Here is a 25,891-nt window from a genome sequence, read left to right on the forward strand (position 1 = left end):
TTATCTACCTCCCATTGTCGGTTGTTGATGTTGCTCTTGTTGTTGCTGCCCCTGAACCTGGGTCTCGGCCGCAGTTTGCTGTTGCTGGTGAAGACGCTGCAGGCTTGTCTCAACTGGCGTTGCTGCAATGGTTGCCGTCTCGCTAGCGACCCGCAACGCAGCTGGATCGTTATTTTGTCCCTGAACCAAAAAAATCCTTGCGCCTTCTGCCTGGGTTCCGATTGCGTTGCTAGGAACAACATTATCAACGCGTGTCATGCCATTTGCTTTGGCTTCGTAGAGCAAGGCCAAGCTGTAGCTATCCGCATGTTGTGCATAGCGCCCGCCGAGTGCAGTCAAATGGCCGCTGATCTGCTGTTGTAGCGCATGGTCCGGGTGGCCAGGCGCTCGCGGGTCCGAGATGGTAGCGGTTGATAAATTCTCCTGCTCTTGATTCTGCTGCAATGTTTGCGTCGGGGTGACTGACGTCAATACATACTGCCAGCGGTCTTGACCAGGCGTTCCACGCACCGTGCTCACGAAGGTGTCGTACTCGTTGCCTCCGATCGTCTGGCAGCCAGCTGAGTCAGTATTGCGTCCGCTGCCGCGATGAATTTTGAATGTGTTATTGAGGTCTTGCACGCCGTGGGTGTCGCGAGCATCGAACCACCCGTCGCCATTGCTATCGCGTTCAACCCGGTGCTGCCCGTTTGCTACTGCTGCATCGGTGGGGCGCAATGCAAATTCATCTGGGTGGTTACGAAGTGGATGCGTTGTTCGTCCCATCTCCGTTGTGCCTTCCGCCAGGCGACCCAGGTCGCGGACGTTGTCGCGGTTGACATCTTCGCCTTCAGTTTTTTGCCTGACTGCCACCTGAGCAAATCCTTCGCTGCGTGGGGTCGTCTTGGCATGTCCATCGTATTGCGCTGTGGGCTCGGTTGTTGCCTGGTTGAATTCCCGGGCATGGCGTGCACCGTCCGCAGCTCTCCACAGCACCACGATGCGGTCGTCGTAGACGCCAGTGCCTCTGTTGTCGGCTTCCCTGGTCACTGGATCTCTACCCTGCGTTGTTCGATTTTCGTTGCGCAGCCCAAGAATGACCCGATCTTGCGTTGCTAGGGCTTGGTGTGCGGCATCGCTGCCACGTGTTTCGACAATACTGGCGTAGATGTCGTGTTGCTGCGCCTGAGAAAGATCGCGCGTTTCCTCAGCACCAGGGAAACGGGGTGCATTACGCGCTGCTTCCAGTCGAGTAATAACTGGCCCTACTGTCGAAGCATCTGTTGCCGGGAGCCCGCCGGGGCGCTGAAGTGCATCAATTCGCTCCGCTGCACGCGAGGCGACTGAGCGGTCCAACGCTTCTTGCACCAGTAGTGATTGGTCTTGGCGCAACGCGTCCAGCCGCATGGCCGCCTCGCGGGCCTGGCCTTGGTTGAATAGGCGTGCGACTTCGTCTGCAGATGCGTTGATATCGAGTTCCGGCATGTCTCTCTCCTTGAGGTCCTTGGACGGCGATCAGCGAACTGAACAAGTTGCCGATTTACCACCAAAGTAGCGATGATTCAATCGCTCTGCAGTTGCTGATCTGTCTGGATAGCAGTCTTGCCCGTAACGGTAAGGAATGTCTCTTCGATCTGCTGCTGACGCAGGCTTCAGATGTCGGACAAATTCGGTTGAAGATTGAACGCTTGGGCTCTCAGTCACTACACCGGCGCAGACTTCAAAATCCCCGACAGACTCTCGCGCAGGATCAACTGCAAATGCATGCGGTTGAGTTCCATGCCGCTGGTCATCACGCTGTGCAGGCCGCCGCACATGGCGGCCACGGCGAAGACGCGGGCCTGGAATTCCTGCTCGCTGCTGGCTGGGTCGGCGTGGCCGCGGAGCAGGCGCTTGAGTAGGGCGCTGAGGTGTTCGATCAGCGATGCGCTCTGCCTGCGCATGAAGGCGGCCAGCATGGGGTCGCGCAAGGTGGCCAGGTGCAGCTCCAGGTCGATGCGGGTGCGCTTGATGTTGATTTCCTGCAGCAGCCATTCTTCCAGCAGGCCAGCGATGAAATCCACCACGTGCACATTGGCCGGGCGTTCCACCAGCCACATCTGACGGATGGCGCGCATGTAGTTGCGCTCCAGCAAGGCGCGCACCAGCGCGTCCTTGTCGTCGAAGCGTTGCAGCAGACTGCCGCAGCTGACCTTGGCGCGCTCGGCGATCAGCTCGAAGCTGGTGGCGTTCAAGCCGATCTCGTCGATGCATTGCTCGGTGGCGTCCAGCACCTCTTCCAGCAGCAGTTCTTCGCGCTCTTTCGCCGTGCGCAGCAGCAGGACGTTGGACATGGGCAGCAGGGTGTCGGGGGGCTGCAGTATACCGGCGCGGCGTTACCCATCCGTTGCGTTCGCTTGTTGCTGTGCCATCAGTCATGCATGCGCGTGCGTATTGAAACACTGGTCACAGATGCGCTGGTCGACCATGTTTTCACGGCGGCTGTGCGACACGTGAGGTTGTCGTTGAGCAGGAGATGTGTGTGAGTGAGAACAGTGCGGTAGCCGGTGTATCGGCGCAGTGGCCAGCGCGGTTGTGGGTGGTGCGGCACGGGCAGAGTGCGGGCAATGTGGCGCGCGATGTAGCCGAGTCCAACGGGGCGACGCTGATCGACCTGGAGCACCGCGATGCGGATATTCCGCTGTCGTCGTTGGGCGAGCGCCAGGCCGATGCGCTAGGTGCGTGGATCGCCGGGTTGCCCGAGCAGGAGCAGCCGACCTTGATCCTGAGTTCGACCTATGTGCGTGCGCGCCAGACCGCCGCTGCGGTGGCGCGTGCGTTGGGGCAGCTACCCGATTCGGTCAGCGTGGACGAGCGCTTGCGCGAGAAGGAGTTCGGCATGCTCGATCGCTACACCACCTCCGGCATCCGCGAGACGTTTCCGGCGTTGTTCGAGCAACGCAATCTGGTGGGCAAGTTCTACTTCCGCCCACCCGGTGGCGAGAGCTGGTGCGATGTGATCTTTCGGTTGCGTAGCATTGTGGGCGATCTGCAGCGCAACCATGTGAGCGCGCGGGTACTGATCGTGGGGCATCAGGTGATCGTCAATTGCTTCCGCTATCTGATCGAGCGGATGGACGAGGCCACCATCCTGGGCATCGACCGCGAGGGCGATGTGCCCAACTGCGGCGTCACCGAGTATGCGGCTGCGGCCGATGGGCAATCGCTGGAATTGGTACGTACCAAGTTCGTCCCGCCGGAGCTGGCCGACGAGCGGGTGACCACCGAATCCGATCGTCCGGCCGGCGCGCGCTGATGGCCGCCGTGCGCATGCTCACTGCCGCTGCACTGCGGTCGATGCCGCTGCCAGCCCCTGGTGGCGCTGTGCAGCGTTGAACGAATGTTGTGCATGGTGTGAATGCGTGACCGTTGCAGCGCCGTCCGAGCACGCTTCCAGTAAATCGGGCTCTGCCAGAATTCCAGGCACTGTTTTATGATGCGACTTGCGTCCCAGAGCGGGCGCGGGAATAGCCGACCAGCGGCGAATAAGAGTAGCTAACAAAACCTAGCGAGCGCCTGTCAGTGAGTGCATTGGCTTTGTCGACCGTATCTTGGTGGATGCCGTCAGAAGTCCAGATCAAACACTGAGTGGGTCGAATGTGCGGTGCCCTCACCGCTCGCGGGACACGCCGTGAATCCATCCCTGGAGGCTCGGTGGCGGCATCCATGCCGCCACACGGTCCCGCAAGCGGCGAGGACACCGCACCAGAGACTCCGCTGGTTGCTTTGTTTAAACCCATGCATGCCGACCATCTCGACTGGTCCTTGCCCGCCCAGCGTCGCGGGACCTTATGCGGCATGGATGCCGCGTAAGAGCTTACATGGACGTACTTGCAGCGTGTCCCGCGATGGTGGGCGGGCAAGAACCCTGCAGCCAGGCCGCAGATAGCCGGCCTGCAGTAGGCTGACGCGAAGTCGTTTTGTTAGCCGCTCTAAATCAGGGGATAGGGATGTTCAAGATGCTTGCGGCCTGTGCGGTCGCTTTGGCGCTGTGCGGCTGTGTGAGTCATAAGCTGGTAAAAGCAGATCTTGCTGAGCTGGAACGCAGCAAGGCAAACAAGATCACCGTTACTCGGCACGAGGTGCCCACGTTTGTTGCCACTACCGCAGCGAACGCATCATTCGGATTGATTGGGGTCGCCGTTGCAGTCAGCGCTGGCAATGCAATCGTTCGCGAAAATCGCGTCGAAGATCCCGCTGATCATATTTCATTGCATCTTGCCCAGGCACTTTCGACGCAGCTGGAAGTGCCTGTCGTGCAAGGGCGCAGTATCAAGCCAACCTCCAGCGCTGCCGAGATGGCAAAGATGTTCCCCGATGGTGGGCTGGTGCTGGATGTGCAGACAACCAATTGGAGTTCTGCCTATTTTCCGACCGACTGGAACAACTACCGCGTCATCTATGTGGCGAAGTTGCAGTTGTTCGATACGGTAAAGAAATCCAAAGTGGCGGAGGGGCTGTGCGTCCGTTTACCGGAGTACAGAGCAGATGCACCTAGCTATAAGCAGTTGCTCGCCAATCAGGCCGCCGATTTGAAGATGCGCTTGCGCCGTTCCGCTGACGGGTGCATCCAGGAATTTGGCGACAAAGTGTTGGGCATCACTGCGGGGACGCGGACTGCGGCAACGCACACGCTGACATCCGCTTCAGCTAGCAACGTTACTACCACCGCTTCTGGAAGCGGTGCAGCCACGACGTATGCAATTGCTGAGGGCAGCCCTGCTTCGATCCAGCCTGCTGGAACGACAGCCAAGCCACTGCCTGCGGCACACGCCTCTGAGACTGGGACGTCAAGCGGCAGCCCATGGATCGACGGCTGGAACAAGCGCAGGTCTGGTGACACCAACGTCGTCGCTCCCACGGAAAAGCAGGAGCAATAACCGCAAGCAAAGGGCTGCGAATGCAGCCCTCCTCATTTCATCACCGCGCCGACATCGAGTAAGGCCGCTGCGCGGGATCGGTGGCCCATTGCGTGTTCGGCGTGGCCTGCATGCGAAAACGCAGCTCGCCGCCGGCCTGGATTTCTGCGTGCGTGAGGTAGGCGCGGGTCAGCGGCTGGCCGTTGAGGGTGGCGCTGCCGATATACGGGCGCGCCTTGCTCACGCCGTCTGCGATCACGCTGAAATGCTTGCCATTGGGCAGGTTGAGCGTGGCGCGCGGCAGGAACGGGCGGCCGATGATGTACTGATTGCTGCCCGGTGCGACCGGATAAAACCCCAGTGTGGTGAACACGTACCAGGCCGACATCTGGCCGAGGTCGTCGTTGCCGGCCAGGCCTTCCGGGCCGGCGTGGTACTGCGTGTCCATGATCTGGGTCAGGCGCGCCTGGGTGCGCCAGGGTTGCCCGGCATAGGCGTACAGATAGGCGACATGGTGGCTGGGCTCGTTGCCGTGTGCGTACCAGCCGATCAGGCCGGTGATGTCTTCCATATGCTCGAACACCTTGGGGTCGACCTTGGCGTCGAACACCGCATCCAGCCTTGCCAGCAGCTTGTCGTCGCCGCCGTGTGCGGTTGCAAGTCCGGCCACGTCCTGCGGCACGTACCAGGAGTATTGCCAGGCATTGCCTTCGGTGTAGTCGCTGCCGTAGCCGCTGGTGGACGGGTCGAACGGTTCGCGGAAATTGCCGGCGCGGGTGCGCGCGCGCATGTAGCCAGTAGCGGGATCGAAGGCGTGCTTCCAGTTGCTGGCGCGCTTGTCGAACTCGGCGGCGATGGCGGGCTTGCCGAGCTTGTCGGCCATGCGCGCGATGGTCCAGTCGTCGAAGGCGTATTCCAGCGTCTTGGAGGCGGCTTCGCCTTCTTCGTCGATGGGCACATAGCCCAGCTCGCGGTATTGCGCGATGCCGTCGTACGGGCCGTAGTTGGCGCTGGCGACCATGGCCTCCAGTGCTTCGTTCGCATCGAAGCCGCCGATGGCTTTCATGTAGGCGTCGGCGATCACCGGCACGGCGTGGTAGCCGATCATGCACCAGGTTTCCAGGCCATGGAACGCCCACACCGGCAGGATGCCGTAGGCGCTTTCGCGGCGCGAAGCGAGCAGCGAATTGACCACATCGCTGCTGCGTTGCGGTGGTTGCACCAGGGTGAGTAACGGATGCAAGGCGCGGTAGGTGTCCCACAGCGAAAAGGTGGAATAGTTGGTCCAGCCCTTGGCCTGATGCACGGCGTTGTCCGGCCCGCGGTACTGGCCATCGCTGTCCATGAACAAGGTGGGCCCGAGCAGGGTGTGATACAGCGCGGTGTAGAGCTGGGTGTGTTGTTGCGGGGTGCCTTGCGCATCGATCGCCGAGAGCGCTTGCGTCCACTGCGCGCGTGCGTCTGCGCGTACGCGGTCGAAATCGAAGTCGGGCACTTCGGCATCCAGGTTGGCGATGGCGCCGGCCTCGCTCACTGGCGAGAGCGCGACCTTGACCACCAGCGGCGTGCCATCGTTGGCGACATCGAACACGCCGACCAGTTGCCGGCCTTCGATCTGTGCGCGTTGCGCAGGGTTCTTCTCGCCCGGCGGTGGAAAGCCCTTGTACGGAATGTCCTGCTCGGTGTCGTGCAATTGCGTGGCGGTGAGCGGGCGCGAGAACCGCATGGCGAAGTACAGCTGGCGACCCGGCGCCCAGCCGCGGGTTTCGCGGAAGCCGGTGACGGTGCCGTCGCTGCGGACGCGCAGCCGCGACCACTGCACCTTGCCGGGGTAGTCGTACAGGCTGGTGCGCAGATCGACCAGCACATGCGCCGGCGTGCCTTTCGGGAACCGGTAGCGATGCACGCCCACGCGCGCGCTGGCGGTGAGTTCGGCGCGGATGTTGCGGTCTTTCAAGGTCACCGCGTAATAGCCGGGCTGGGCCTGCTCGCTGGCATGGTCGAACTGCGCGGTGTAGCCGCTGCCGGGTGTGGCGATATCGCCGCGTTCCAGCTTGACCTCGCCGGTTTGCGGCATCAGCAACACATCGCCCAGGTCCGAATGCCCGGAGCCGGAAAAATGCGTGTGCGAGAAGCCGACAATGGTGCTGTCGCTGTGCCGATAACCGGCGGCCCAGCCATAGGCGTCCTTGCGCGGCTTGATCTGCGTATCCGGGCTCAGCTGCACCATGCCGAACGGCACCGTGGCGCCGGGGTAGGTGTGGCCTTCGCCACCGGTGCCGATAAACGGATCCACCGCGTGGAAGCCCGCATCGGCCGCGCGTGGTGCTGCCGATGCGGCAGACGTCACGAGGACGGCAAACAGCGCCAGCCAGCGCAGAGGGGATAAGGCGATCGACCGATGCTGCATGCGGAAGGTTCCGGGCGGATGCAGCGCCGGACCGTAGCACAGCTGTCAGGGCTGATCGCGTGGCAGCGTGCACCTGCACCGTTGAGCTCGTTCGCAAGGACGCGGCAGGTCGCGTTGCTGCGTCACGGCATGCCAGCGTGCGCATCGAACTGCGGGCGCCCATGTCGGTTGCCTTTACGCAGGAACGAAGCTCGGTTGCAGCTGCCAGGCAGCGGACGCAGGCTGTGCTTCGCCTTGCAAGAAATCTCGGAGCCAGGATGCTGAAATCGCGCAGACCGCCCGCATATCCTGCAGATGGATCTGTTCGATGCGCCCGCCGCCCCCCTGCAACTGCTGCACGATGCACAAGGCGGCGTGCGCTATTGGCCGCAACTGCTGGCGCCTGCGGTTGCGCAGGAGTGCTTTGCCGCCCTGCGTGCGATGACCGACTGGCGCAGCCAACAGCGCGAGATGTATGACCGGGTGGTGGCGGTACCGCGCTTGCTGGCATCGTATCGGTTGGATACCGCGCTGCCGCCCCGGTTGCCGCTGCAACAGCTGCTCGCTGCCGTGCAGGCCGTGCTGCCCGCGCCGTACAACGCCGTGGGCCTGAACCTGTACCGCGATGGCCGCGACAGCGTTGCCATGCATCACGACAAGCTGCAGACGCTGCTGGCGCCGCATCCGATTGCATTGGTGTCGCTGGGCGCCACGCGCCGCATGCAGTTGCGTGCAAGGGACGCTGGCGCACCTGCGATCGGTGTGGACCTGGCAGCAGGAAGCCTGTTGGCGATGAGCCATGCTTCGCAACTCACCCACGCGCACGGAATTGCCAAGACCGCACGTGCGGTGGGCGAGCGCATCAGCGTGGTGTTTCGCGTGCGTCCGGCCGAGCGCATGGCCGCCGGCCAGCATGGCCCGCATTGGGAGCCGCTGCAGGCCTAGTGCGCACGGTCGCGGTTGCTTGCCTGGATCGAGTTTGGTGACGACGTGCATGTTCGGTAGCAGCGTCACCGCGTTATGGACAAAAAACCAGCATGCCGGTGTACTGGCGTCCGCTTGCCGCGCAGGCGGCGGCTGGCGCGCCAAGTGCTGCGAATTGGCAAGTTGCCATCGCCCTCACGGCTGGACATGCTTGCATGCACTCCCCCAATAGCGTCGCCGATCCATGTCTCTGGCCGATACCCGTCACCATCAGATGTTTCCCGAGCTGGACGCGGGCCAGCTGGCGATCGCGCGGCGCTTTGCCAGCGGCCCGGCGCAGCGCTTCGACGCAGGCGAGGTGGTGTTCGAGGTCGGCGATGCGCATGCGCCGGTGTGGGTCGTGCTGGAAGGCGCCATCGAGGTGGTGCGACGCGACGGATTGGGCAACGAAAAGCCGATCACCTTGCACACGCCTGGGCAGTTCACCGGCGAGGTCAGCCAGCTGGCCGGGCGTGCATCGCTGGCGGCCGGGCGCGCCGGGGCACGGGGCTGCCTGGCGTTGCCGTTCGATACTGCGCATCTGCGTGCGTTGATGATCAGCTCGGCCGAAGTGGGCGAGGTGGTGATGCGCGCATTGATCCTGCGCCGGGTCGGCTTGATCGAGGGCGATGCCTCGGGCTCGGTGTTGATCGGCGAGCCGGACGACCCGCATCTGACCCGGTTGCAGGGCTTTATGACCCGTAATGGTTATCCGAACACGGTGATCGATGTGTCCGACCAGGAGGGCCGCGCCTTGGTGCAGCGGTTCGGCATCCAGGACCACGAATTGCCGGTGATGGTGTGCCCCAGCAGGCGGGTGCTGCGCCAGCCCAGCGATGCCGAAGCGGCGCATTGCCTGGGCATGACGCCGGAGATCGACCCGGACAAGCGCTACGACGTGGCAATCGTCGGCGCCGGTCCGGCCGGTTTGGCCACCGCGGTGTATGCCGCTTCCGAAGGATTGTCGGTCGTGGTGCTGGATCAGCGCGCCATTGGCGGCCAGGCCGGCGCGTCGGCACGTATCGAAAATTATCTGGGTTTTCCTACCGGCATTTCCGGCCAGGCGCTGGCCGGGCGCGCGTACAACCAGGCGCTGAAATTTGGCGCCGAGCTGGCGATTCCGATCGAGGCCGGCACGCTGGAATGCGGGCGCGACGACGGTGCGCTGACGCTGGATCTGGCCGATGGCAAGCAACTGCTGGCCAGTACGGTGGTGGTTGCCTCCGGTGCGCGTTATCGGCGTCCGGAGATCGAGGGGCTGGAGCGCTTCGAAGGCCACGGCGTGTCGTACTGGGCCTCGCCGGTGGAAGCGCGCCTGTGCGAGGGCGGGGTGGTGGCACTGGTGGGCGGCGGCAATTCCGCCGGCCAGGCGGTGGCGTTTCTGGCCCCGCGGGTCAAGCAGTTGCACCTGATCATTCGCGGCGACGGTTTGGAGTCGTCGATGTCGCAATACCTGATCGACCGCATCGCCGCGCTGCCGAATGTGCAGCTGCATCCCGGCACCGAAGTGTCTGCATTGGAAGGCGACCCGGAGCGCGGTCTGCAGGCGGCGGTATTGCGTACGCGCGCCGATGGGCGGACCACGCACGTGGAGCTGCGGCATCTGTTTCTGTTCGTTGGCGCCGACCCCAATACCGGCTGGCTGCAGCAGTGCGTGGAAACCGACGCGCGCGGTTTCGTGATCACCGGCAACACGCGTGGCGATGGCGTGCCGGCGTGTCTGCCGCTGGAGACCAATCGCCCCGGTGTGTTCGCCATCGGCGATGTGCGTGCCGGCTCGGTCAAGCGGGTGGCGGCGGCGGTGGGCGAGGGCGCGGCGGTGGTGGCGCAGATCCATCAGTATCTGGCGCATCAGGCCAATCCGGTGGCTGCGTCCGAACTGGCCAGTGGCGGCCAGTGAGCGGGGATTGCGGAGTCGGGCGTCGAGATTGGTAAACGCGGTGGCTGCGCTACGTCGATGCAGCGGTCGTTGCCTTGTCGCCTGAAGTGGCGCGCCGTGCGTTCAAGCAGAGAGGGTGATCTGGCGCTGTGCGGGCGCGTGACTCACGCCGGCCAATGCACCGTTGGCAGTAGACCGATTTGCGGGCGGGCGAACAGATAGCCCTGCTGCAGGTGGATGCCCATGTCGCGCAGGGCGCGGTATTCGTCGGGGTGTTCGATGCCTTCGGCGATCACCGCGACGCCGAGTTCTTCGCACATGCGGGTGACGTGGCGCACGATCGCCTGGCGGCTGCGGTCGGCGTCGATGCCGCGTACCAGGGCGATGTCCAGCTTGAGCAGGTCCGGCTGGAAGTCGGCGAGCAGGCCGAGCCCGGAATAGCCCGCACCGAAGTCGTCGATGGCGGTCTTCAGCCCGCGCGCCTGGTAGGTGCGCATGATGTCGAGCAGATGCGCCGGTTCGGCTAGATGTTCCTGTTCGCTGACTTCGAAAATGATGGCGTCCAGCGGCCAGCCGTATTGCGCGGTGGCCGCGAGCGTGGCGCGCAGGCAGTGCTCGGGGTTGTAGACCGCGTTGGGCATGAAGTTGATCGACAGCAAGGCCGGCAGCGCGATCTGTGCGGCGCATTCGATCGCCTTGATCCGGCAGGCCTGGTCGAAGGCATAGCGGTTGCGCTCATCCACGGCGGCCAGGATGCTGCCGGCCGACTCGCCGTTGACGCCGCGCACCAGCGCTTCGCCGGCATAGATGCTGCGGGTGGAGACGTCCACGATCGGCTGGAACGCCATGGTGATGGCGGTGGGGAAGTCCTGGCCATCGCGGCAGGCGTTGCAAACGGGAAGCGTAGGCATGGTGGGGCAATCGTACGGCTTGGGGCTACCTTAGTCCTATCGGCCGAAATAGCGCGTCATTGAGGGCGCTGTGCATCCTTGCGGTATCCTCACTGCGCGGGTGGTCGGGCTCGGCGATAATGTGCCATCGCTCGCATCGGACGCCCCATGACTGCTCTTACCGAACGTTACGCACTGGCCGTGGACTACGCGCGCATCGCCCATGCCGGGCAGGTGCGCAAGGGCACGCAGATTCCGTATCTGAGCCACCTGCTGGGCGTCTCCACGCTGGTGCTGGAATGTGGCGGCGACGAAGAACAAGCCATCGCCGGGCTGCTGCACGATGTGGTGGAAGACTGCGGCGGCGGCCATGAGGCCTCGATCCGCGCGCAGTTCGGCGATGCCGTGGCCGACATCGTGATGGCGTGTACCGACGCCACGGCCGAAGACAAGGCCGATGTCGACAATACCGACGGCGCACGCAAGCGCGATTGGCGCGAGCGCAAGCTGGCCTACCTGGACCATTTGCGCAAGACGCCGGAGCGCGCGCTATTGGTATCGGGCTGCGACAAGCTCTATAACGCGCGCACCATCGTGCAGGACCTGGAAAACCCCGACGTGGGCCAGGACATCTTCAACGTGTTCACTGCCGGGCGCGAAGGCACGCTGTGGTACTACGGCGAGCTGGAAGCCATCTTCCGCACCCGCGATGCCGTCACTGCGCGGTTGTTCAGTGGCGTGGTGGCGCGCATGCAGGCATTGGCCGATACCGGCGAGCAGCCGGTGCCGGCGCATGCATTGGGGTGATCGCGTTGTAGAGCAGCTGGCAACACGACTGCGCTCACCACCAGGTGTGAGGGGCCGCAGTGTGGTTACCGTCAAAACACGACCAGGTTGCCAGGTGCGATTCACGGTGTGGATGCGTTGGTTGTAGAGCTGTAGAGCGGCTGATCTGCGGCTTGGCTGCAGGGCCCTTGCCCGCCCACCATCGCGGGACACGCCGCAAGTACGTCCTTGTAAGCTCTTACGCGGCATCCATGCCGCGTAAGGTCCCGCGACGCTGGGCGGGCAAGGACCAGTCGGGATGGTCGGTGTGCAGGGTTGCAAGCAATGCGTGGCGTCCTTCTGACTCGCTAGCTCACCTGCAGTTCTGCGACCCGCACCAGCAGGCCGCAACTCGCGAGACCACTAGCTTTTTACTCAGCGACCGACCAACTGTCTGGTGCGGTGTCCTCGCCGATTGCGGGACCGTGTGGCGGCATGGATGCCGCCACCGAGCCTACATGGAGGTACTTGCGGCGTGTCCCGCGAGCGGTGAGGGCACCGCGCCCTCGATTAACCAGGCTGTTGACTTAAAGCACTCGGCTGCACCTAAACGATGCGACGACGACATCGGCTGCATGCGCGCCGCGCTAGGCTGATGCGTTGTCGAATGTCGGTCTGGTGGTCATGTCCAACGCAAACTCGTCGTCCTCTGGCCTGGTGCATGTGCGCGGTGCGCGCGAGCACAACCTCAAGAACGTTGACGTGGACATTCCGCGCGATGCGCTGGTGGTGTTCACCGGGGTGTCCGGCTCGGGCAAGTCGTCGCTGGCGTTCGGCACCATTTTCGCTGAGGCGCAACGTCGTTATCTGGATTCGATCTCCCCATATGCGCGGCGTCTGATCGACCAGGTCGGCGTGCCGGAAGTGGATTCCATCGAAGGCCTGCCGCCGGCGGTTGCGTTGCAGCAGGCGCGCGGCGCGCCGAGTGCGCGCTCGTCGGTGGGCAGCGTCACCACCATCTCCAATTCCTTGCGCATGCTGTATTCGCGTGCGGGCAATTATCCACCGGGGCAGGAGATCATCTATGCCGATGGATTTTCGCCGAATACACCGGCCGGTGCGTGTCCGGCGTGTCATGGACTGGGGCGCATCTACGACGCCACCGAAGCGAGCATGGTGCTAGACCGTAGCCTGAGCATCCGCGATCGCGCGGTGGCAGCCTGGCCCGGTGCGTGGCACGGGCAGAACCAGCGCGACATCCTCACCACGCTGGGCCACGACGTCGATGTGCCCTGGCACACGCTGCCGAAGAAGACCCGCGACTGGATCCTCTTCACCGACGAGCAACCGGTGGTGCCGGTGTACGCCGGTTACGACCTGGACGAGGTCAAGCGCGCGCTGCGTCGCAAGGAAGAACCCAGTTACATGGGCACGTTCACCAGTGCGCGGCGCTATGTGCTGCACACCTTTGCCACCACTCAAAGCGCGCAGATGAAGAAGCGCGTGGCGCAGTACCTGATCAGCACGCAGTGCCCGCAGTGCGAGGGAAAGCGGCTGCGGCGCGAGGCGCTGTCGGTGACCTTTGCCGGGCTGGATATCGGCGAACTGTCGCGCCGGCCATTGGATGAGGTCGCCGAATTGCTGCGCCCCGCTGCCGAAGGTGGCGATGGCAAGCGCAAGCGCAACGACAGACGCACGCAGGCTGAGGCGCATCCGGAACAGGCGATCGCCGCGCAACGCATCGCCGCCGATCTGCGTGCACGGATCGAGGTGGTGCAGGCGCTGGGTCTTGGCTATCTCAGCCTGGAGCGCAGTACGCCGACATTGTCGCCGGGCGAGCTGCAACGCCTGCGGCTCGCCACGCAGATCCGCTCGCAGCTGTTCGGTGTGGTGTACGTGATGGACGAACCCTCGGCGGGCCTGCATCCGGCCGATGCGCAGGCGCTGCTGGGCGCACTGGATCAACTCAAGGCGGCAGGCAATTCGGTGTTCGTGGTCGAACACGAGGTGGATGTGATCCGCCATGCGGACTGGATCGTGGACGTCGGTCCTGCAGCAGGCGTGCATGGCGGGCAGGTGCTCTATAGCGGCCCGCCAGCGGGACTGGACGCTGTGGAGGCATCGTCCACGCGACGTTATCTGTTCGGCACGCCACCGGCGGTGCTAAGCCATGCGCGCGCCGCCACCGGTTGGCTGCAGCTGCGCGGCATCACCCGCAACAACGTGCGCGCGCTGGACGTGGATCTGCCGTTGGGTGTGTTCACCACGGTGACCGGCGTGTCCGGCTCGGGCAAGTCGTCGTTGGTGAGCCAGGCGTTGGTGGAATTGCTGGCCGCGCATCTGGGACAAACGCAGGCAGAAGACGAGGAGGCGCTCGATCCGCTGGAGCGTGGTACGCAGCTGCCGTTGGGCGGTGCGATCGTCGCCGGGCTCGACCAGGTGCGTCGCCTGGTGCGGGTGGATCAGAAACCGATCGGCCGCACGCCACGCTCCAATCTGGCCACCTACACGGGCCTGTTCGATCCGGTACGCAAGTTGTTTGCCGCAACGCCGGCCGCGCGCCGCCGCCGCTACGACCCTGGGCAGTTTTCGTTCAATGTCGCCAAGGGCCGCTGCGCCACCTGCGAGGGCGAGGGTTCGGTACACGTGGAGTTGCTGTTCATGCCCAGCGTCTACGCACCGTGCCCCGGCTGCCACGGCGCGCGCTACAACGCCAAGACGCTGGAAATCGAACTGCGTGGCCACAGCATCGCGCAGGTGCTGGCGATGACGGTGGATCAGGCAGCAGCGTTTTTTACCGACGACGCCAGCGTGTTGCGGCCGCTGCAGGTATTGCGCGAAGTGGGGCTAGGCTATCTGCGCCTTGGGCAACCGGCCACCGAGCTATCCGGTGGCGAAGCGCAGCGCATCAAGCTGGCTACCGAACTGCAGCGTGCGCAACGGCGCGACACCGTATACGTGCTGGACGAGCCCACCACCGGCCTGCATCCGGCCGACGTGGATACCTTGATGACCCAGCTGCAAGGGTTGGTGGACGCAGGCAATACGGTGATCGTGGTCGAACACGATATGCGCGTGGCCGCCAGCAGCGATTGGGTGCTGGACATGGGGCCGGGCGCGGGCGGTGCGGGTGGCAACGTTGTTGTAGCTGGTACGCCTGATGTGGTTGCACGGCATCGCGGCAGCCGCACGGCCCCGTTCCTGGCGCAGGTGTTGCGCGGGAAATAAGCGGCTAACACACCCTCTCGAACGTTGTAGCGATGGCGGGAACGTGTTGGCTGGACGCGTCTTCGCTAACGAGTGAAGTGATGCCGCCATGGCAGCGAGATTGCTCGCATCGAAGAGAGCCGCTCAGACCGCACTGCATCGCATCGCACGGCATGCACCGCTCGCAACCCTGCACACCGCCCCTCTCGACTGGTCCTTGCCCGCTCACCGTCGCGGGCGCTTACGCGGCATGGATGCCGCGTAAGCGCCCGCACGGACGTACTTGTGGCGTGTCCCGCGAGGGTGGGCGGGCAAGGGCCCTGCAGCAACGCCGCAGATCCGCTGCTCTGCCCCGAGGCATCGGCACCGTTCGATGAGCTCTCAAGACGACCGAGAGCATGAGCGTCAGCGCAGTGTGGATGTTCCCAAGCCAGCCTGGGTGCGATGCCCTCATCGCTAGCGGGACCTGCCGTACACCGATTGCGCACTGGCATGCGCAATTGCGTAACCGCGGTCAGGGCAAACGCTGCTGGACGTGGAAACATGCGTGCGCTTCTACGGAATGCTGCGCCTTGGCATGCCGTGGTGAGAGTTTGTGCTGCGTGCGGTCGCGGTCTATAGCGTGGTTTTGCTGTTGACGCGCATGACCGGCAAATGCACGCTAGGCCAGTCCACGCCGTTCGAGGTGCTGCGCCTCGTGCTGTTGGGAACTGCGGTACAGAACACGTTGATCGGAGAAGACGTCTGGCTGCTGGGCGTCATGATCCTGGCGGCAACCTCGTTGGTGTTGAACTGGCTGGTGGGCGTGCCGACCGCGCTCAGCTGCGGATCGCCAGCTGGGTGCAGGGCAAGCCCTCGCTGCTGGCGCGTGGCGGCGAGATCTACTGGAAGGAGCTGGTCCGCCATAATGTCGGCTATGCAGATTTCGAGGTGGCAAAACGCAAGGCGGATTGCCGCGACGATGCCGATAGCGACATGGCGATCCAGCAAACCTCCGGCGACACCAGTCTGCTGAAAAAACGCTGGAGCGCAGGCGGGCCAGCGCGCGGTGGGCGTGCCGCGTTCTACAACCCCGATGCCTGCAGATCGATCACGAACCGATAGTGCACATCGTTGTCGTGGACGCGTGCGAAGGCGTCGTTGATGTCCTGCATGCGGATCAACTCGATATCGGCGACGATGCCGTGCTGCTGGCAGAACGCGAGCATCGCTTTGGTATCGGCGGTGCCGCCGGTGCCGGAGCTGGTGACCTTGCGCCGGCCCATCGCCAGCATCACCGGGCGAAAATCCAGCTGGTCGGGCAGGCCCAGCGTGCACAAGGTGCCGTCCAGGTTCAGTGCCTTGAGCATGTCGTTCATCGGATAGCTGCGCGAGACGGTGTCCAGGATGAAGTCGAAACGGAAGGCCTGTGCCTGCATCTGCGCCGCATCGGTGGACAGCACCACCTCGTGCGCGCCCAGGCGCTGCGCTTCTGCCGCTTTTTTCGGCGAGGTGGTGAAGGCCACCACGTGCGCGCCCATTGCACGCGCGAACTTGATGCCCAAGTGGCCAAGCCCGCCGATGCCGACCACGCCCACGGTGTGGCCGGGGCCGATCCCGTAGCGGTGCAGCGGCGCGAAGCTGGTGATGCCGGCGCATAGCAACGGCGCGGCGGCGGCCGGGTCCAGTCCCTCGGGAAGCGGATACACAAAGCGCGCGTCGGACACATAGAACTCCGCATAGCCGCCGCGTGTGCGGCTGCCGTCGACGCGGTCCAGACCATCGAAGGTCAGCGTCGGAAACTCCCGGCAATACACTTCGTCGTGCGCCTGGCAAGGCGCGCAGTGCCGGCAGGAATCGACGATGGTGCCGATCATCACCTTCTGCCCCAGTGCAAATCCTTCGACGTCCGCACCGAGCTCGATGACTTCGCCGACGATTTCGTGGCCGGGGACCAGCGGGTATTCGCTGGCCCACTGATTCACTGAATGCAGGTCCGAATGGCAGACGCCACAAAACAGCACCTTGATCGCAACATCATTGCCGCGCACGGCGCGTCGCTCGAACTGCCATGGCACCATCGCGCCCGCTTTTTCGAGGGCGGCATAGGCGCGGGTGGGGCGGCCGTGGCCGGCGGAGGGCGTGTGGGTCGAAGTCATGGGGTGGGTGCTTTACACTCTGCGGAACGTGTAAGGTTTACCTATTTACAAATAATGTCAAGTGTAAAGTCCTCCGGGGTGCTGCCTGCGTCCGTCGCGCAGCCGGGCGCGAGCAAGGAGCAGCGCGTCATGGACGCGGCGCTGCAGCTGTTTCTGCGCCATGGCTACCGCAAGGTGAGCATGAGCGATATCGCGCAGGCCACGCAGATGTCGCGGCCGTCGCTGTACGCCGCGTTCGCCAACAAGGAGGCGATCTTTGCCGCGCAGGTGGCGCGGCAGCGTGCGCTGTGCATGGCCGAAACCGCCCAGCGCGTGCGCGATACGCAGGACCTGCAGACCCAGTTGCGGCATCTGTTCGATATCTGGGTGCTGGAGCCGGTGGCGGCGGTGATCGACTCGGACAACGGCATCGATCTGGTGGCCAACTGCGGGGTGTATGCGCCCGCCGCGCTGGATGCGTTGTACCAGCAGATGGAAACCACGCTGGTGCAGTTGCTGAGTCCGCATGTACGCGACGACAGCGCGATGTCGGCGGCCGACATTGCCTACATCCTGCGCCTGGCCACGACCAGCCTCAAGGCCTCCGCCGACAATGTCACGGTGCTGCGGCGGTTGATCGCCGGGTTGATCCACATGGCATTGGCCACCGTGGGGGCGGGGCGGGATGCATCGCCCGCTGCCACCGCCGCACCGACCGACAAGAAAAAAACCGCACGCCGTTGACGGCCGGCCAGGCGGCTGCGCGGTGATTGATTGTGGGTAACGACGAAGACGCACGGTCGTTCGCGCTGTTGCACCCGCGTGCGCACGGCGGTGCGCGCGGCGATGCGTAGGGCAACGCGTTTGCACGCCAGAACACGTATCGGGTACGCAGCGACGCGCTTCAACCAACGTCGGTTGAAACACCGACGCTGCAGCAAGACAACATGGCCACCGCGTCGGCGCCGAACCTCTGCCGTAGCAGCAGGTCTGGCGCATGCGCGCCGTTACGTGGCGACCGGCAGCTCAGCGAGCCTTGCAGAACAACGACAGGTCCACCGACGCGGCCATGCGTTGATACCCGGTATCGTTGGGATGCAGGAAGTCGCGGGTCAGGGCGGCGGGCAGCCACTCCGGCCTGGCGGGGTCGCGCAGCGCGGCGTCGAAGTCGATCACCGCATCGAATGCCTGCCCATCGCGGATGAAACCGTTGAGCGCCTGGCGTGTGGCCGCCGCCACCGGTTCGTAGCGATCGGAGTTGCCGAACGGCGTCAGCGTGGCGCCGATCACCGCGATGCCATGTTGCTGCAGCCGGGTCACGATCTGGCGATACCCCAGCACCATGTCGGCGGCATTGCGGCCGGCAATCGCATCCGGCGGACCGCTGTGGCGGATGTCGTTGATGCCTTCGAACAGGATCACCTGGTCCACGCCGGGCAGCGCCAGCACGTCGCGGTCCAGCCGCGCCAGCGCGCTGGGGCTGCGGCCATCGTCGAGCAGCTTGTTGCCGCTGATGCCGGCGTTGAGCACCACCACGCTGCCGGGGCAACGCTGCTCCAACCGCCTGGCCAACAGGGCCGGCCAATCGGCATTGGCGCCGCGCGTGGCGGTGGCGCCTTCGGTGATCGAATCGCCCAGCGCCACCACCACGGTCTGGCGGGGATGTGGCGGTTGGACGTAAAGGGCGGAGATGACGTTCTGGCGATACGCCAACGCCTTGCTGTCCGGCACCTCGGCCTGGCCCTTGACCACCCGCAATGCGGTACGGCGTACCGCCGGCCGCGCCGGCGTGGGGAAATACAGGCTGACCGCCACCTCGCCCAATGCCGGTGCGCGCAGTGGCACCGGGTCGCTGAGCAGCACGCCGCCGGGCGGCACGGTCACGCTGGCGCGGCCATCGAAGCGCAGCGGTTGCGCGGCCCCGGCGCCGCCGAGCAGGCGCGCGGTGCCCGCACCGATCGTCAGCGGTGCGGTGCCCAGCTCGTTGCTGATGCGCACGCGCAAGGCCACCGCCGCACTGCCCAGGCGCATGTCCTGGCGCACCGTTTCATCGGCAAAGTGCAGTGGCGTGTCGGCGCCGCCGTCGAGCCGGTCCGGCGTCGCCGAGGCCATCCAGGCCGGCACCCAGCGTGGTGCCGGGTGCGCAGTGGCCGGGCCAGCCAGCAAGACGCCCAGTGTCGCAGTCATCATCCATCGCCAGGCCATGCGCAAGACTCCTTTGTCGATCAGGAAAAGAACACGCCGCCGTTGACGTCCAGGTTGGCGCCATTGATGAAGCTGGCCGCATCCGATGCCAGGTACAGCGCCGCATCGGCGGCTTCGTCCGGGCGGCCTTCGCGTCGCAGCGGGGTGGCATTGGCGACGAAGGCCCGCACTTCCGGCTTGGTGAAGTCGTCGTGGAAGCGGGTGGAGATCATGCCGCAGCACAATGCGTTGACGCGGATGCCGCGCGGGCCCAGTTCCTTGGCCATCGCGCGCGAGAACGTCATCACCGCCGCCTTGGCGGTGGCGTAGATGGCTGCGCCCGGCCCGCCGCCATCGCGCCCGGCAAGCGAGGCGAAATTGACGATCGCGCCGCCTTCGCGCATATGCGGTGCCACTGCCTGGGTGGTCAGGTAGACCGATTTGAGGTTGAGGTCCATCACCTGATGGAAGAAGGCCTCGTCGATATCGGCCAGTGGCTTGCGCGCCAGCATGCCGCCGGCCACGTTGATCAGTACATCGATGTGCTGGCCGAAGGCGGTGCGCGTGGCGGTCAGCAGGCCGGCCACGGCGGTGGCGTCGGTGACGTCGGCGCGGTGCAGGATGCCCTGGCCGCCGGCGGCCTGCAGCTGCGCCAGCGTGTCGCGCGCGCTGGCGTCGTCGTTGGCGTAGTTGATGCAGACCTTGGCGCCGGCCGCAGCCAGCTTGAGCGAGATGGCGCGGCCGATATCGCGGCCACCGCCGGTGACGATGGCGACCTTGTCGTGGAAATGCATGCGGGTGTGTCCTGTTGGTGTGGGGAAAGCGGAGAAGGCAGCGGGCATGGTCAGGTGCCCGGTGCGTCGAGTCGGTGGATGCGGCCGGTGACCAACCACAGCGCGGCCAGCGAGGCCGGCACCAGCGCGGCGACCAGGATGAACATCGGGGCGTACGAGGTCGCGGTCATCACCGGCACCAGCCAGGTGGTGATCAAGGTGCCGGCCACTGCGGCCATGCCGCCGATGCCGGCCAGCGAGCCGACCGATTTGCCGGCGAACAGATCGCCGGGCAGGGTCTGGATATTGCCGATGGCGATCTGGAAGCCGAACAGCACGGCGGCAATCGTCAGCACCGCCATGCGCGGGTCGGCCGCCTGCACGGCGCCAAGCAGCGCCGGCGCCATGATCGCCCCGCCCAGGGTGATGGTCCATTTGCGCGCGCGGTCCACGCTCCAGCCGGCCGCGATCAGGCGCCCGGACAGCCAGCCTCCGCACAGGCTGCCCAGCATCGCGCCGACGAATGGCACCCAGGCGAACGCGCCGATCTGCTTGATGTCGAAGTGGAAGGTCTCGGCCAGGTAGATCGGCAGCCACGACACGAACAGCCACCAGATCGGGTCCAGGAAGAACCGCGCCAGCACGATCCCCCAGCTTTGCCGGTGCGACATCAGCTGGCGCAGCGTGGGCAGGTAGGCCGGCGGCGGCGCGCTGCCGGCGTCGGGCGCATCCAGGATCAACGCACGCTCGGCCGCGTTGACCCAGGGATGCCGGTCCGGCCCGGCGCGGTAGATCACCAGCCACGGCAGCAACCACAGCATGCCCAGCACGCCGATCAGCACGAACGTGCCCTTCCAGCCGAACGACAGGAACAGCAGCGCGATCAGCGGTGCCGAGACGATCGCGCCGATGGAGGCGCCGGCATTGAAGATGCCCTGCGCCAACGCACGCTCGCGCGCGGGAAACCATTCCGCATTGGCCTTGACCGCGCCCGGCCAGGCGCCGGCTTCGCTGATGCCCAGCAGTGCGCGCACTACCGAGAACGCCATGATGGAGTGGGTGAGGGCATGCAGCGCGATGGAGAGTGACCACACCGCGATGGACAAGGCAAAGCCGAGCCGGGTGCCGATGATGTCGAACAGCCGCCCGAACACGAACTGCCCGGCGGCATAGAACAGCATGAAGATGGTGACCAGCAGCGCGTAGTCTTCCTTGGTGGCGCCGATGTCGCGCGAGATTGCCGGCCACATCACTGCCAACGCATTGCGGTCGATGTAGTTGATCACCGTGGCCACCGCGATCAGCGCCACGATCAGCCAGCGCACCGCCGAGCGCTTGCCCGCAGGGCCGCTGCGGGTGACGCGAGTGGAGACGGTGCTCATTGCGCACCTGCGGCGCGATCGAAGCGCGCATAGCCACCGCGCCAGCTATAGCGCTGACCGGCAGCCTGTACCTGGTGGGCGCGTTGTGCATCGGCGTCGTCGGCCACCGCCAGCGCGATGCGCTTGCCGCCGACCAGGGTGAGCACGATCACCTCGGCATCGTCGCCGCGCACGCGCTCGATGGCGCGGATGCGGCTGTTGGCCCCACGCACGTATTCGGCGGTGCCGTTGTATTCGCCATGCGGTTCCAGCACGCCGAAGAAGCTGACATTGGCCTGCCCGTCGACGCGCTGGATCAGCGCCGGTTCGCGGCGCAGGTTGAAGTTCGGGTCGTTGGCGCCGCTTTCCACCAGCAACGCACGCGCAGGCATGCTGCTGCCGAAGCGGTAGCTGTAGAAACGGCCGGCGAGCAGCCAGCTCAGGCTGTGCGTGTCGGTGCTCGCGTCGCTGGAAGCATCCACCCACAGATGTTGATAACCGTTGGCCTTGCCCAGCACCGGGCGTTGCGTCAGTGCGCGTTGCGCCTTGAAGCCGACCTGCATGATCTGCCCGTTGAAGTGCAACGGCAGGTCGTAACGTGCCGGAGCGCTGGCGGTGACGCGCAGCAGGTCGACCACCACCGGCAGGCGCAGCTCCGGGTGCGACAGCAAGGCCTGGGTGCGGGTAAAGGTGACTCCGTCGTAGGCCTGCTGCATGCGCGCCGACACGATCTGGGTGTCGGCATCGCTGGCGAACAGCAGCTGCGTCGGCGCGTGTTGCTCGCCCACTTTCCAGTCGCCGTTGAAGTGGCTGGTCTCGTTCACCACCAGCGTGTTGTGCGCAACGGTCTGCTTGGCCCAGCTGGTGTTTTCCGGCAGATAGATGCCGCCGGCCTTGGCTTCCACATTCAAGAAACGCGCCGCACCGTAGTCGGTGACCACGCGCTGGCCGTTGTCGTAGAACAGCCAGTTCAACTTGTCGAAATGGCCGTGGCCCATGCCTTGCGAGGTGTTCTTCATCACCAGCGCCTGGCCGTCGTCGCCGCCGCTGCGCAGGATCGCCAGTGCGCCCTGGTCGCCCTGTGCGCCATCGCGCAGCGACACGCTGCCGAAGGCGAACGGTTGGGCGCGGCCTTGCGCGAGCGCGGTGGCCACGGCCAGGCCTTCGGGCGTGAGCAGCACGCGGCGCTGGCGTTGTGCGATGGACAGCAGCTGCGCGTTGTGGGTCTGCGCATAGGCGATGCCGATGCCGGCCACCAGTTCTTCGGTGTCCAGGCCCTTGTCGAGGATGGCGTCGTTGATCGGGAAGAAATAGCCGCCGTAGCTGCTCTGCACCAGGCTGTCCACGGCTTTGAGCAGCACGCCGTCGCGGCGCTGGAAGATGCGCTGCTGCGGCTGGTTGCGCGCGATCGCGTTGGCGAACAGCACGAACGGCGCCAACGCATAGCGTTGGTAATACGGGCCTTCGGCGTAGTAGCCGTCCGGCGAGAACAGCTGGTCCACCTGCGCCAGGAAGCCGGCCTTGCCATCGCGCTTGCTGCCGCGCAGCGCCTTGTCCACCAAGGCCTGATCGCGCAACACATAGCCGGTCATGCCGACCGCGGCCACCGCCCAGGTGGCGTGGTTGTGGATCTTGTCGAAGTTGTCGGCGCTTTCGTCGCACAGAAAGTGCGCCATGCGCGCGAACACATCGCGGTCGATGGTGGCGCGGTCCTGCGCGCTGAGCGTGTCGCGGATGGCGTCGTAGCCCTGGCTTGCGTAGACCAGCCACACCGAGTCGTTCAAGGACTGCCAGAACAGCCGCCCCGGTACCTGGCCGCGCCCGGCGGGGTGTGCGCCCAGCGTGGGATACAGGCGTGCGTAGGCCAGCAGCACGTCGCGCGCATAGTCGGCATAGGCGCGATCGCCGGTGAGCCGGTACAGCGCGCCGGCCGCCTGGATGGCCTGGTAGTTGCGTTTGTGCTGCTCGTGGCTGGCACCGCCGCCGGGATCCCTGGGCACCGGCACGTCCACGCCGGCCTTCATCGCCGCGCGCACGCTGGCTTGTGCGCGCGCCTGTTCGCGGGCGAACAACGGCAGCCTGGCGCCATCGCTGGCCATGTCGCGCCATTGCTGGGCGCTCACCAGTACCGGCGCGGCATCGGTCGCGCGCTGTTGCGGCTGCGCCGCTTGCTCGGCCGCAGGTGACGGGGCGGCGATGCAGGGCAGGGCGCTGCCGGCGCCGACCAGGACCAGCAGCAACAGGCGGGTGGAACGGGTCATAGCAGGGGCTCCGCTGCGTCGGCGCGCAACGCCGGGGTGCCGACGAACTGATTGCCGCTGGCGATGAGATGGGGCGTGCCGGTGGTGTGCTGCGCCAGGATCGCGGCGCTGTCGACGAAGCGGTTATTGCGCAGCGCAATGCGCTGCACGCCGTGCAGGCGCAGCGACGCATCCGCAGCGCGGCCGACCTGCGTGAAGTGCGAGTCGCTCACCTGCAGCACCGGGCCAAAGGTGCTTTCGTCGCGGCCACCGCGATACAGGTCCAGCACCGGCCCGGCGACGCGGTGGAACTGCGACTGCCGCACCGTCACCTGTTCGACGTTGTAGGTGCCACGGTCGTCGGTTTCGGCGCGCGCGGATAGCACCCGGCCGGAGACGTCTTCGACCAGCAGCCGGTCCAGCAGGATGTGGTCGGCCAGGCTGCCCTTGCCGAGTGCGATCACATCGAAGCCGGGGTGCGCGTCCAGATGATGCAGATGCGTGTCGCGCAGCGTGAGCTGGTACTGCGCCACCGCGGTGCCGGGCTTGGTGCGGATCACCGCATTGCCCGGCCGCGCGGGCGCGGCGCGGCCGTCGATCTCGAGCCGGGCCAGGCTGAGCGAGCCGCCGGGCGCGATCTGGAATAGCGCCGGTTGCGAAAAGCGGATCCGTGCGCGGCCGCGTGGCGGGCCTTCCAGCGTCAGCGGCCGGTCCACGTCGAGGATGTCATCGACCTGGTAGCGCCCTGCGTCCAGTTGCAGGCGATCGCCGGGGCTGGCCTGCGCCACGGCGTCGGTCAGGCTGGCCGGGCCCGGCCGCACGCGCGTGCGGCGGCCGCTGTCGGTCACTGCCTGCGCTGCCTGCTTGGGGTACCAGCTCACGCCCACCTGCGCGCGCGCGATGTAGCTCAGCGCCGGGTCGGCGCCGACGCCAGTGGCGTTGTCGGCGACCAGCAGGCCGGTGCTGGCGCGGGTCATCGTCACCTGGCGGCTGTTGACGCCGCCGGGCAGGCGGGTGGAGGCCAGCGGGCTTTGCAGGTTGCTGGCGAAGGCGATGCCGGAGAGATCGCCCAGCACGCGCACCGGGTCGTTGGCGGCCACGATCAGGTTGCCGGCAAAGCGGCTGTTGATCGGCGCGGCGGTGCGCTCGGCATCCATGCCGGCACCGAAGTACAGCTGGTTGACGGTCACGAAGGTGTTGCGCTCGATGCGCGCCTGGTCCACCTGCACGTAGCGGTTGGCGGGCGAGTTGGGCACCCCGTACATGATGCTCAGCGCCGACGAATAGCCATCGCCGGCCAGGTTTTCCAGATAGTTGTGGCGCACAGTCTGCTTGCGGTTGATCACGCGGATGCCGCCGGTGCCGGCCTTGCCGTCGCCGAAGAACACATTGCGTTCGACCAGGTTGCCATCGCCATGCCGCAGTACCAGCGCGCCGCGCGATTGCTTGAACACATTGCCACGGTAGGTATTGCCGCCGGACTTGTTGGAGACCACCTCCACCTCGCCGTCGCAGCCTTCGAACCAGTTGTTGTCCACCAGCGAGTTGGAGGCGCTGTCGGCATCGCTGCTGGTGCCGATGCGCAGCGTCTCGCCGCCATTGGCGCCCAGGTTGGGGCGTGGCCCGAACCAGTTGTGGTCGATGCGATGGCGATTGTCCAGGCCCTGGGTGGCGTCGCGCACCACCACCAGGGTGGGGCCGGCATTGGTCTTGCCGACCAGCTGGTTGTGGTCGAAGCGGTTGTCGCTGTCATACAGCGCCACCCAATTGTCCGCATCGCCGCGGGTGGGCTTGCTGAAGCCGTCCACCACCACCCCGGTGATGCGGCTGTGGCGCGCGCGTTCCTTGCTGGAGATGCGGTACGACAGCACTGCATCGCCGGGGCTGTGGCCGTCGCGGAACACCAGGTTGGACACCACCAGGTAGGTGCCGGCCATGCGCAGTTCGGAGGTGCCGCTGATGATTACCTTGCCGGGCGTCTGTGCGGTGAGGGTGATCGGCTGCTCGGCGGTGCCTTGCCCGCGCAGCACGATGGCGAAATCCCGCCACTGTCCATCGGCCAGCACGATGCGATCGCCGGCACGTAGTGCGGCCGCTGCCACGGCGTACTCGCTCTGGTCGTGCACCAGGTACGCGGTGGCCTTGGCCGAGCCGATCCAGGCAGGCGCACACAGCAGCAAAAGGCAGGCAAGGGACACGGGCGATCGCATCGGAGTGCTCCTGGACGCAGGCGCGTCGGTGATGGG

General features: G+C 65.5%; 18 protein-coding genes. 8 read left to right on the top strand and 10 right to left on the bottom strand.

The window, feature by feature from the left end:
* Positions 1-1,464: an XVIPCD domain-containing protein gene (locus GGR62_RS05915; protein WP_184406989.1), complete on the bottom strand. Its 1,464-nt coding sequence runs from the start codon at positions 1,462-1,464 to the stop codon at positions 1-3.
* Between the two features lie 218 nt (positions 1,465-1,682).
* On the bottom strand, positions 1,683-2,312 hold the full coding sequence (locus GGR62_RS05920) for a TetR/AcrR family transcriptional regulator (RefSeq protein WP_184406990.1): 630 nt from the start codon (positions 2,310-2,312) through the stop codon (positions 1,683-1,685).
* Positions 2,313-2,494: 182 nt separating this feature from the next.
* Between GGR62_RS05920 and GGR62_RS05925 the strand changes: the two genes are divergently transcribed.
* Both GGR62_RS05925 and GGR62_RS05930 read left to right on the top strand, forming a co-directional pair.
* Positions 2,495-3,274 (top strand): histidine phosphatase family protein, encoded by a 780-nt coding sequence (locus GGR62_RS05925; RefSeq protein WP_184406991.1) that lies wholly within the window; start codon positions 2,495-2,497, stop codon positions 3,272-3,274.
* A gap of 694 nt (positions 3,275-3,968) precedes the next feature.
* Positions 3,969-4,898 carry a hypothetical protein gene (locus tag GGR62_RS05930; protein WP_184406992.1) on the top strand — a complete coding sequence of 310 codons (930 nt, stop codon included), beginning with the start codon at positions 3,969-3,971 and terminating at the stop codon, positions 4,896-4,898.
* Between the two features lie 40 nt (positions 4,899-4,938).
* On the opposite strand, the gene GGR62_RS05935 is transcribed toward GGR62_RS05930, so the two are convergent.
* Positions 4,939-7,287, bottom strand: a complete 2,349-nt coding sequence (locus GGR62_RS05935) for a GH92 family glycosyl hydrolase (protein WP_184406993.1) — start codon at positions 7,285-7,287, stop codon at positions 4,939-4,941.
* 294 nt (positions 7,288-7,581) lie between these two features.
* Here GGR62_RS05935 and GGR62_RS05940 point away from each other — a divergent pair, with 294 nt between their 5' ends.
* Entirely contained in the window at positions 7,582-8,211 is a 630-nt protein-coding gene (locus tag GGR62_RS05940) for an alpha-ketoglutarate-dependent dioxygenase AlkB (protein WP_184406994.1), read from the top strand.
* Positions 8,212-8,434: 223 nt separating this feature from the next.
* A complete protein-coding gene (locus GGR62_RS05945) occupies positions 8,435-10,129 on the top strand; it encodes an FAD-dependent oxidoreductase (protein WP_184406995.1) in 1,695 nt (564 codons plus the stop codon).
* A 143-nt stretch (positions 10,130-10,272) separates the two neighbouring features.
* Here the strand turns inward: GGR62_RS05945 and GGR62_RS05950 are convergent, their stop codons facing one another.
* Positions 10,273-11,019 (bottom strand): EAL domain-containing protein, encoded by a 747-nt coding sequence (locus GGR62_RS05950; protein ID WP_184406996.1) that lies wholly within the window; start codon positions 11,017-11,019, stop codon positions 10,273-10,275.
* Between the two features lie 147 nt (positions 11,020-11,166).
* Between GGR62_RS05950 and GGR62_RS05955 the strand changes: the two genes are divergently transcribed.
* The 3 genes from GGR62_RS05955 (at position 11,167) to GGR62_RS21120 (ending at position 16,074) form a co-directional block, all read left to right on the top strand.
* The gene (locus GGR62_RS05955) at positions 11,167-11,805 is read left to right on the top strand and encodes an HD domain-containing protein (protein WP_184406997.1); all 639 of its coding nucleotides are present in this window, start codon (positions 11,167-11,169) and stop codon (positions 11,803-11,805) included.
* Positions 11,806-12,447: 642 nt separating this feature from the next.
* Positions 12,448-14,991, top strand: coding sequence for an excinuclease ABC subunit UvrA (locus GGR62_RS05960; protein WP_184406998.1), 2,544 nt, complete (start codon positions 12,448-12,450; stop codon positions 14,989-14,991).
* Between the two features lie 819 nt (positions 14,992-15,810).
* On the top strand, positions 15,811-16,074 hold the full coding sequence (locus GGR62_RS21120) for a hypothetical protein (protein ID WP_260305538.1): 264 nt from the start codon (positions 15,811-15,813) through the stop codon (positions 16,072-16,074).
* On the opposite strand, the gene GGR62_RS05970 is transcribed toward GGR62_RS21120, so the two are convergent.
* Positions 16,035-17,108: an NAD(P)-dependent alcohol dehydrogenase gene (locus tag GGR62_RS05970; RefSeq protein ID WP_184406999.1), complete on the bottom strand. Its 1,074-nt coding sequence runs from the start codon at positions 17,106-17,108 to the stop codon at positions 16,035-16,037. The genes GGR62_RS21120 and GGR62_RS05970 overlap by 40 nt on opposite strands.
* A 129-nt stretch (positions 17,109-17,237) precedes the next feature.
* Between GGR62_RS05970 and GGR62_RS05975 the strand changes: the two genes are divergently transcribed.
* Complete coding sequence (locus tag GGR62_RS05975; protein WP_260305539.1) at positions 17,238-17,831, top strand: TetR/AcrR family transcriptional regulator; 594 nt, start codon at positions 17,238-17,240, stop codon at positions 17,829-17,831.
* Positions 17,832-18,113: 282 nt separating this feature from the next.
* Here the strand turns inward: GGR62_RS05975 and GGR62_RS05980 are convergent, their stop codons facing one another.
* Genes GGR62_RS05980 through GGR62_RS06000 form a run of 5 tightly spaced genes read right to left on the bottom strand, consistent with a single transcriptional unit; the run spans position 18,114 to position 25,855 of the window.
* Positions 18,114-19,292 (bottom strand): SGNH/GDSL hydrolase family protein, encoded by a 1,179-nt coding sequence (locus tag GGR62_RS05980; RefSeq protein ID WP_260305540.1) that lies wholly within the window; start codon positions 19,290-19,292, stop codon positions 18,114-18,116.
* Between the two features lie 20 nt (positions 19,293-19,312).
* The gene (locus GGR62_RS05985; protein ID WP_055819023.1) at positions 19,313-20,065 is read right to left on the bottom strand and encodes a glucose 1-dehydrogenase; all 753 of its coding nucleotides are present in this window, start codon (positions 20,063-20,065) and stop codon (positions 19,313-19,315) included.
* A 50-nt stretch (positions 20,066-20,115) separates the two neighbouring features.
* Positions 20,116-21,426 carry an MFS transporter gene (locus tag GGR62_RS05990; RefSeq protein WP_184407001.1) on the bottom strand — a complete coding sequence of 437 codons (1,311 nt, stop codon included), beginning with the start codon at positions 21,424-21,426 and terminating at the stop codon, positions 20,116-20,118.
* Complete coding sequence (locus GGR62_RS05995; protein WP_184407002.1) at positions 21,423-23,666, bottom strand: oligoalginate lyase; 2,244 nt, start codon at positions 23,664-23,666, stop codon at positions 21,423-21,425. Before GGR62_RS05995 ends, GGR62_RS05990 begins: the two co-directional genes overlap by 4 nt.
* Positions 23,663-25,855, bottom strand: coding sequence for a polysaccharide lyase 6 family protein (locus GGR62_RS06000; RefSeq protein WP_260305544.1), 2,193 nt, complete (start codon positions 25,853-25,855; stop codon positions 23,663-23,665). The genes GGR62_RS05995 and GGR62_RS06000 overlap by 4 nt, the downstream gene beginning before the upstream one ends.
* Positions 25,856-25,891: the final 36 nt, after the last annotated feature.

Source organism: Xanthomonas sp. 3075, from assembly GCF_014197275.1.
GTDB classification, from domain to species: domain Bacteria; phylum Pseudomonadota; class Gammaproteobacteria; order Xanthomonadales; family Xanthomonadaceae; genus Xanthomonas; species Xanthomonas campestris_B.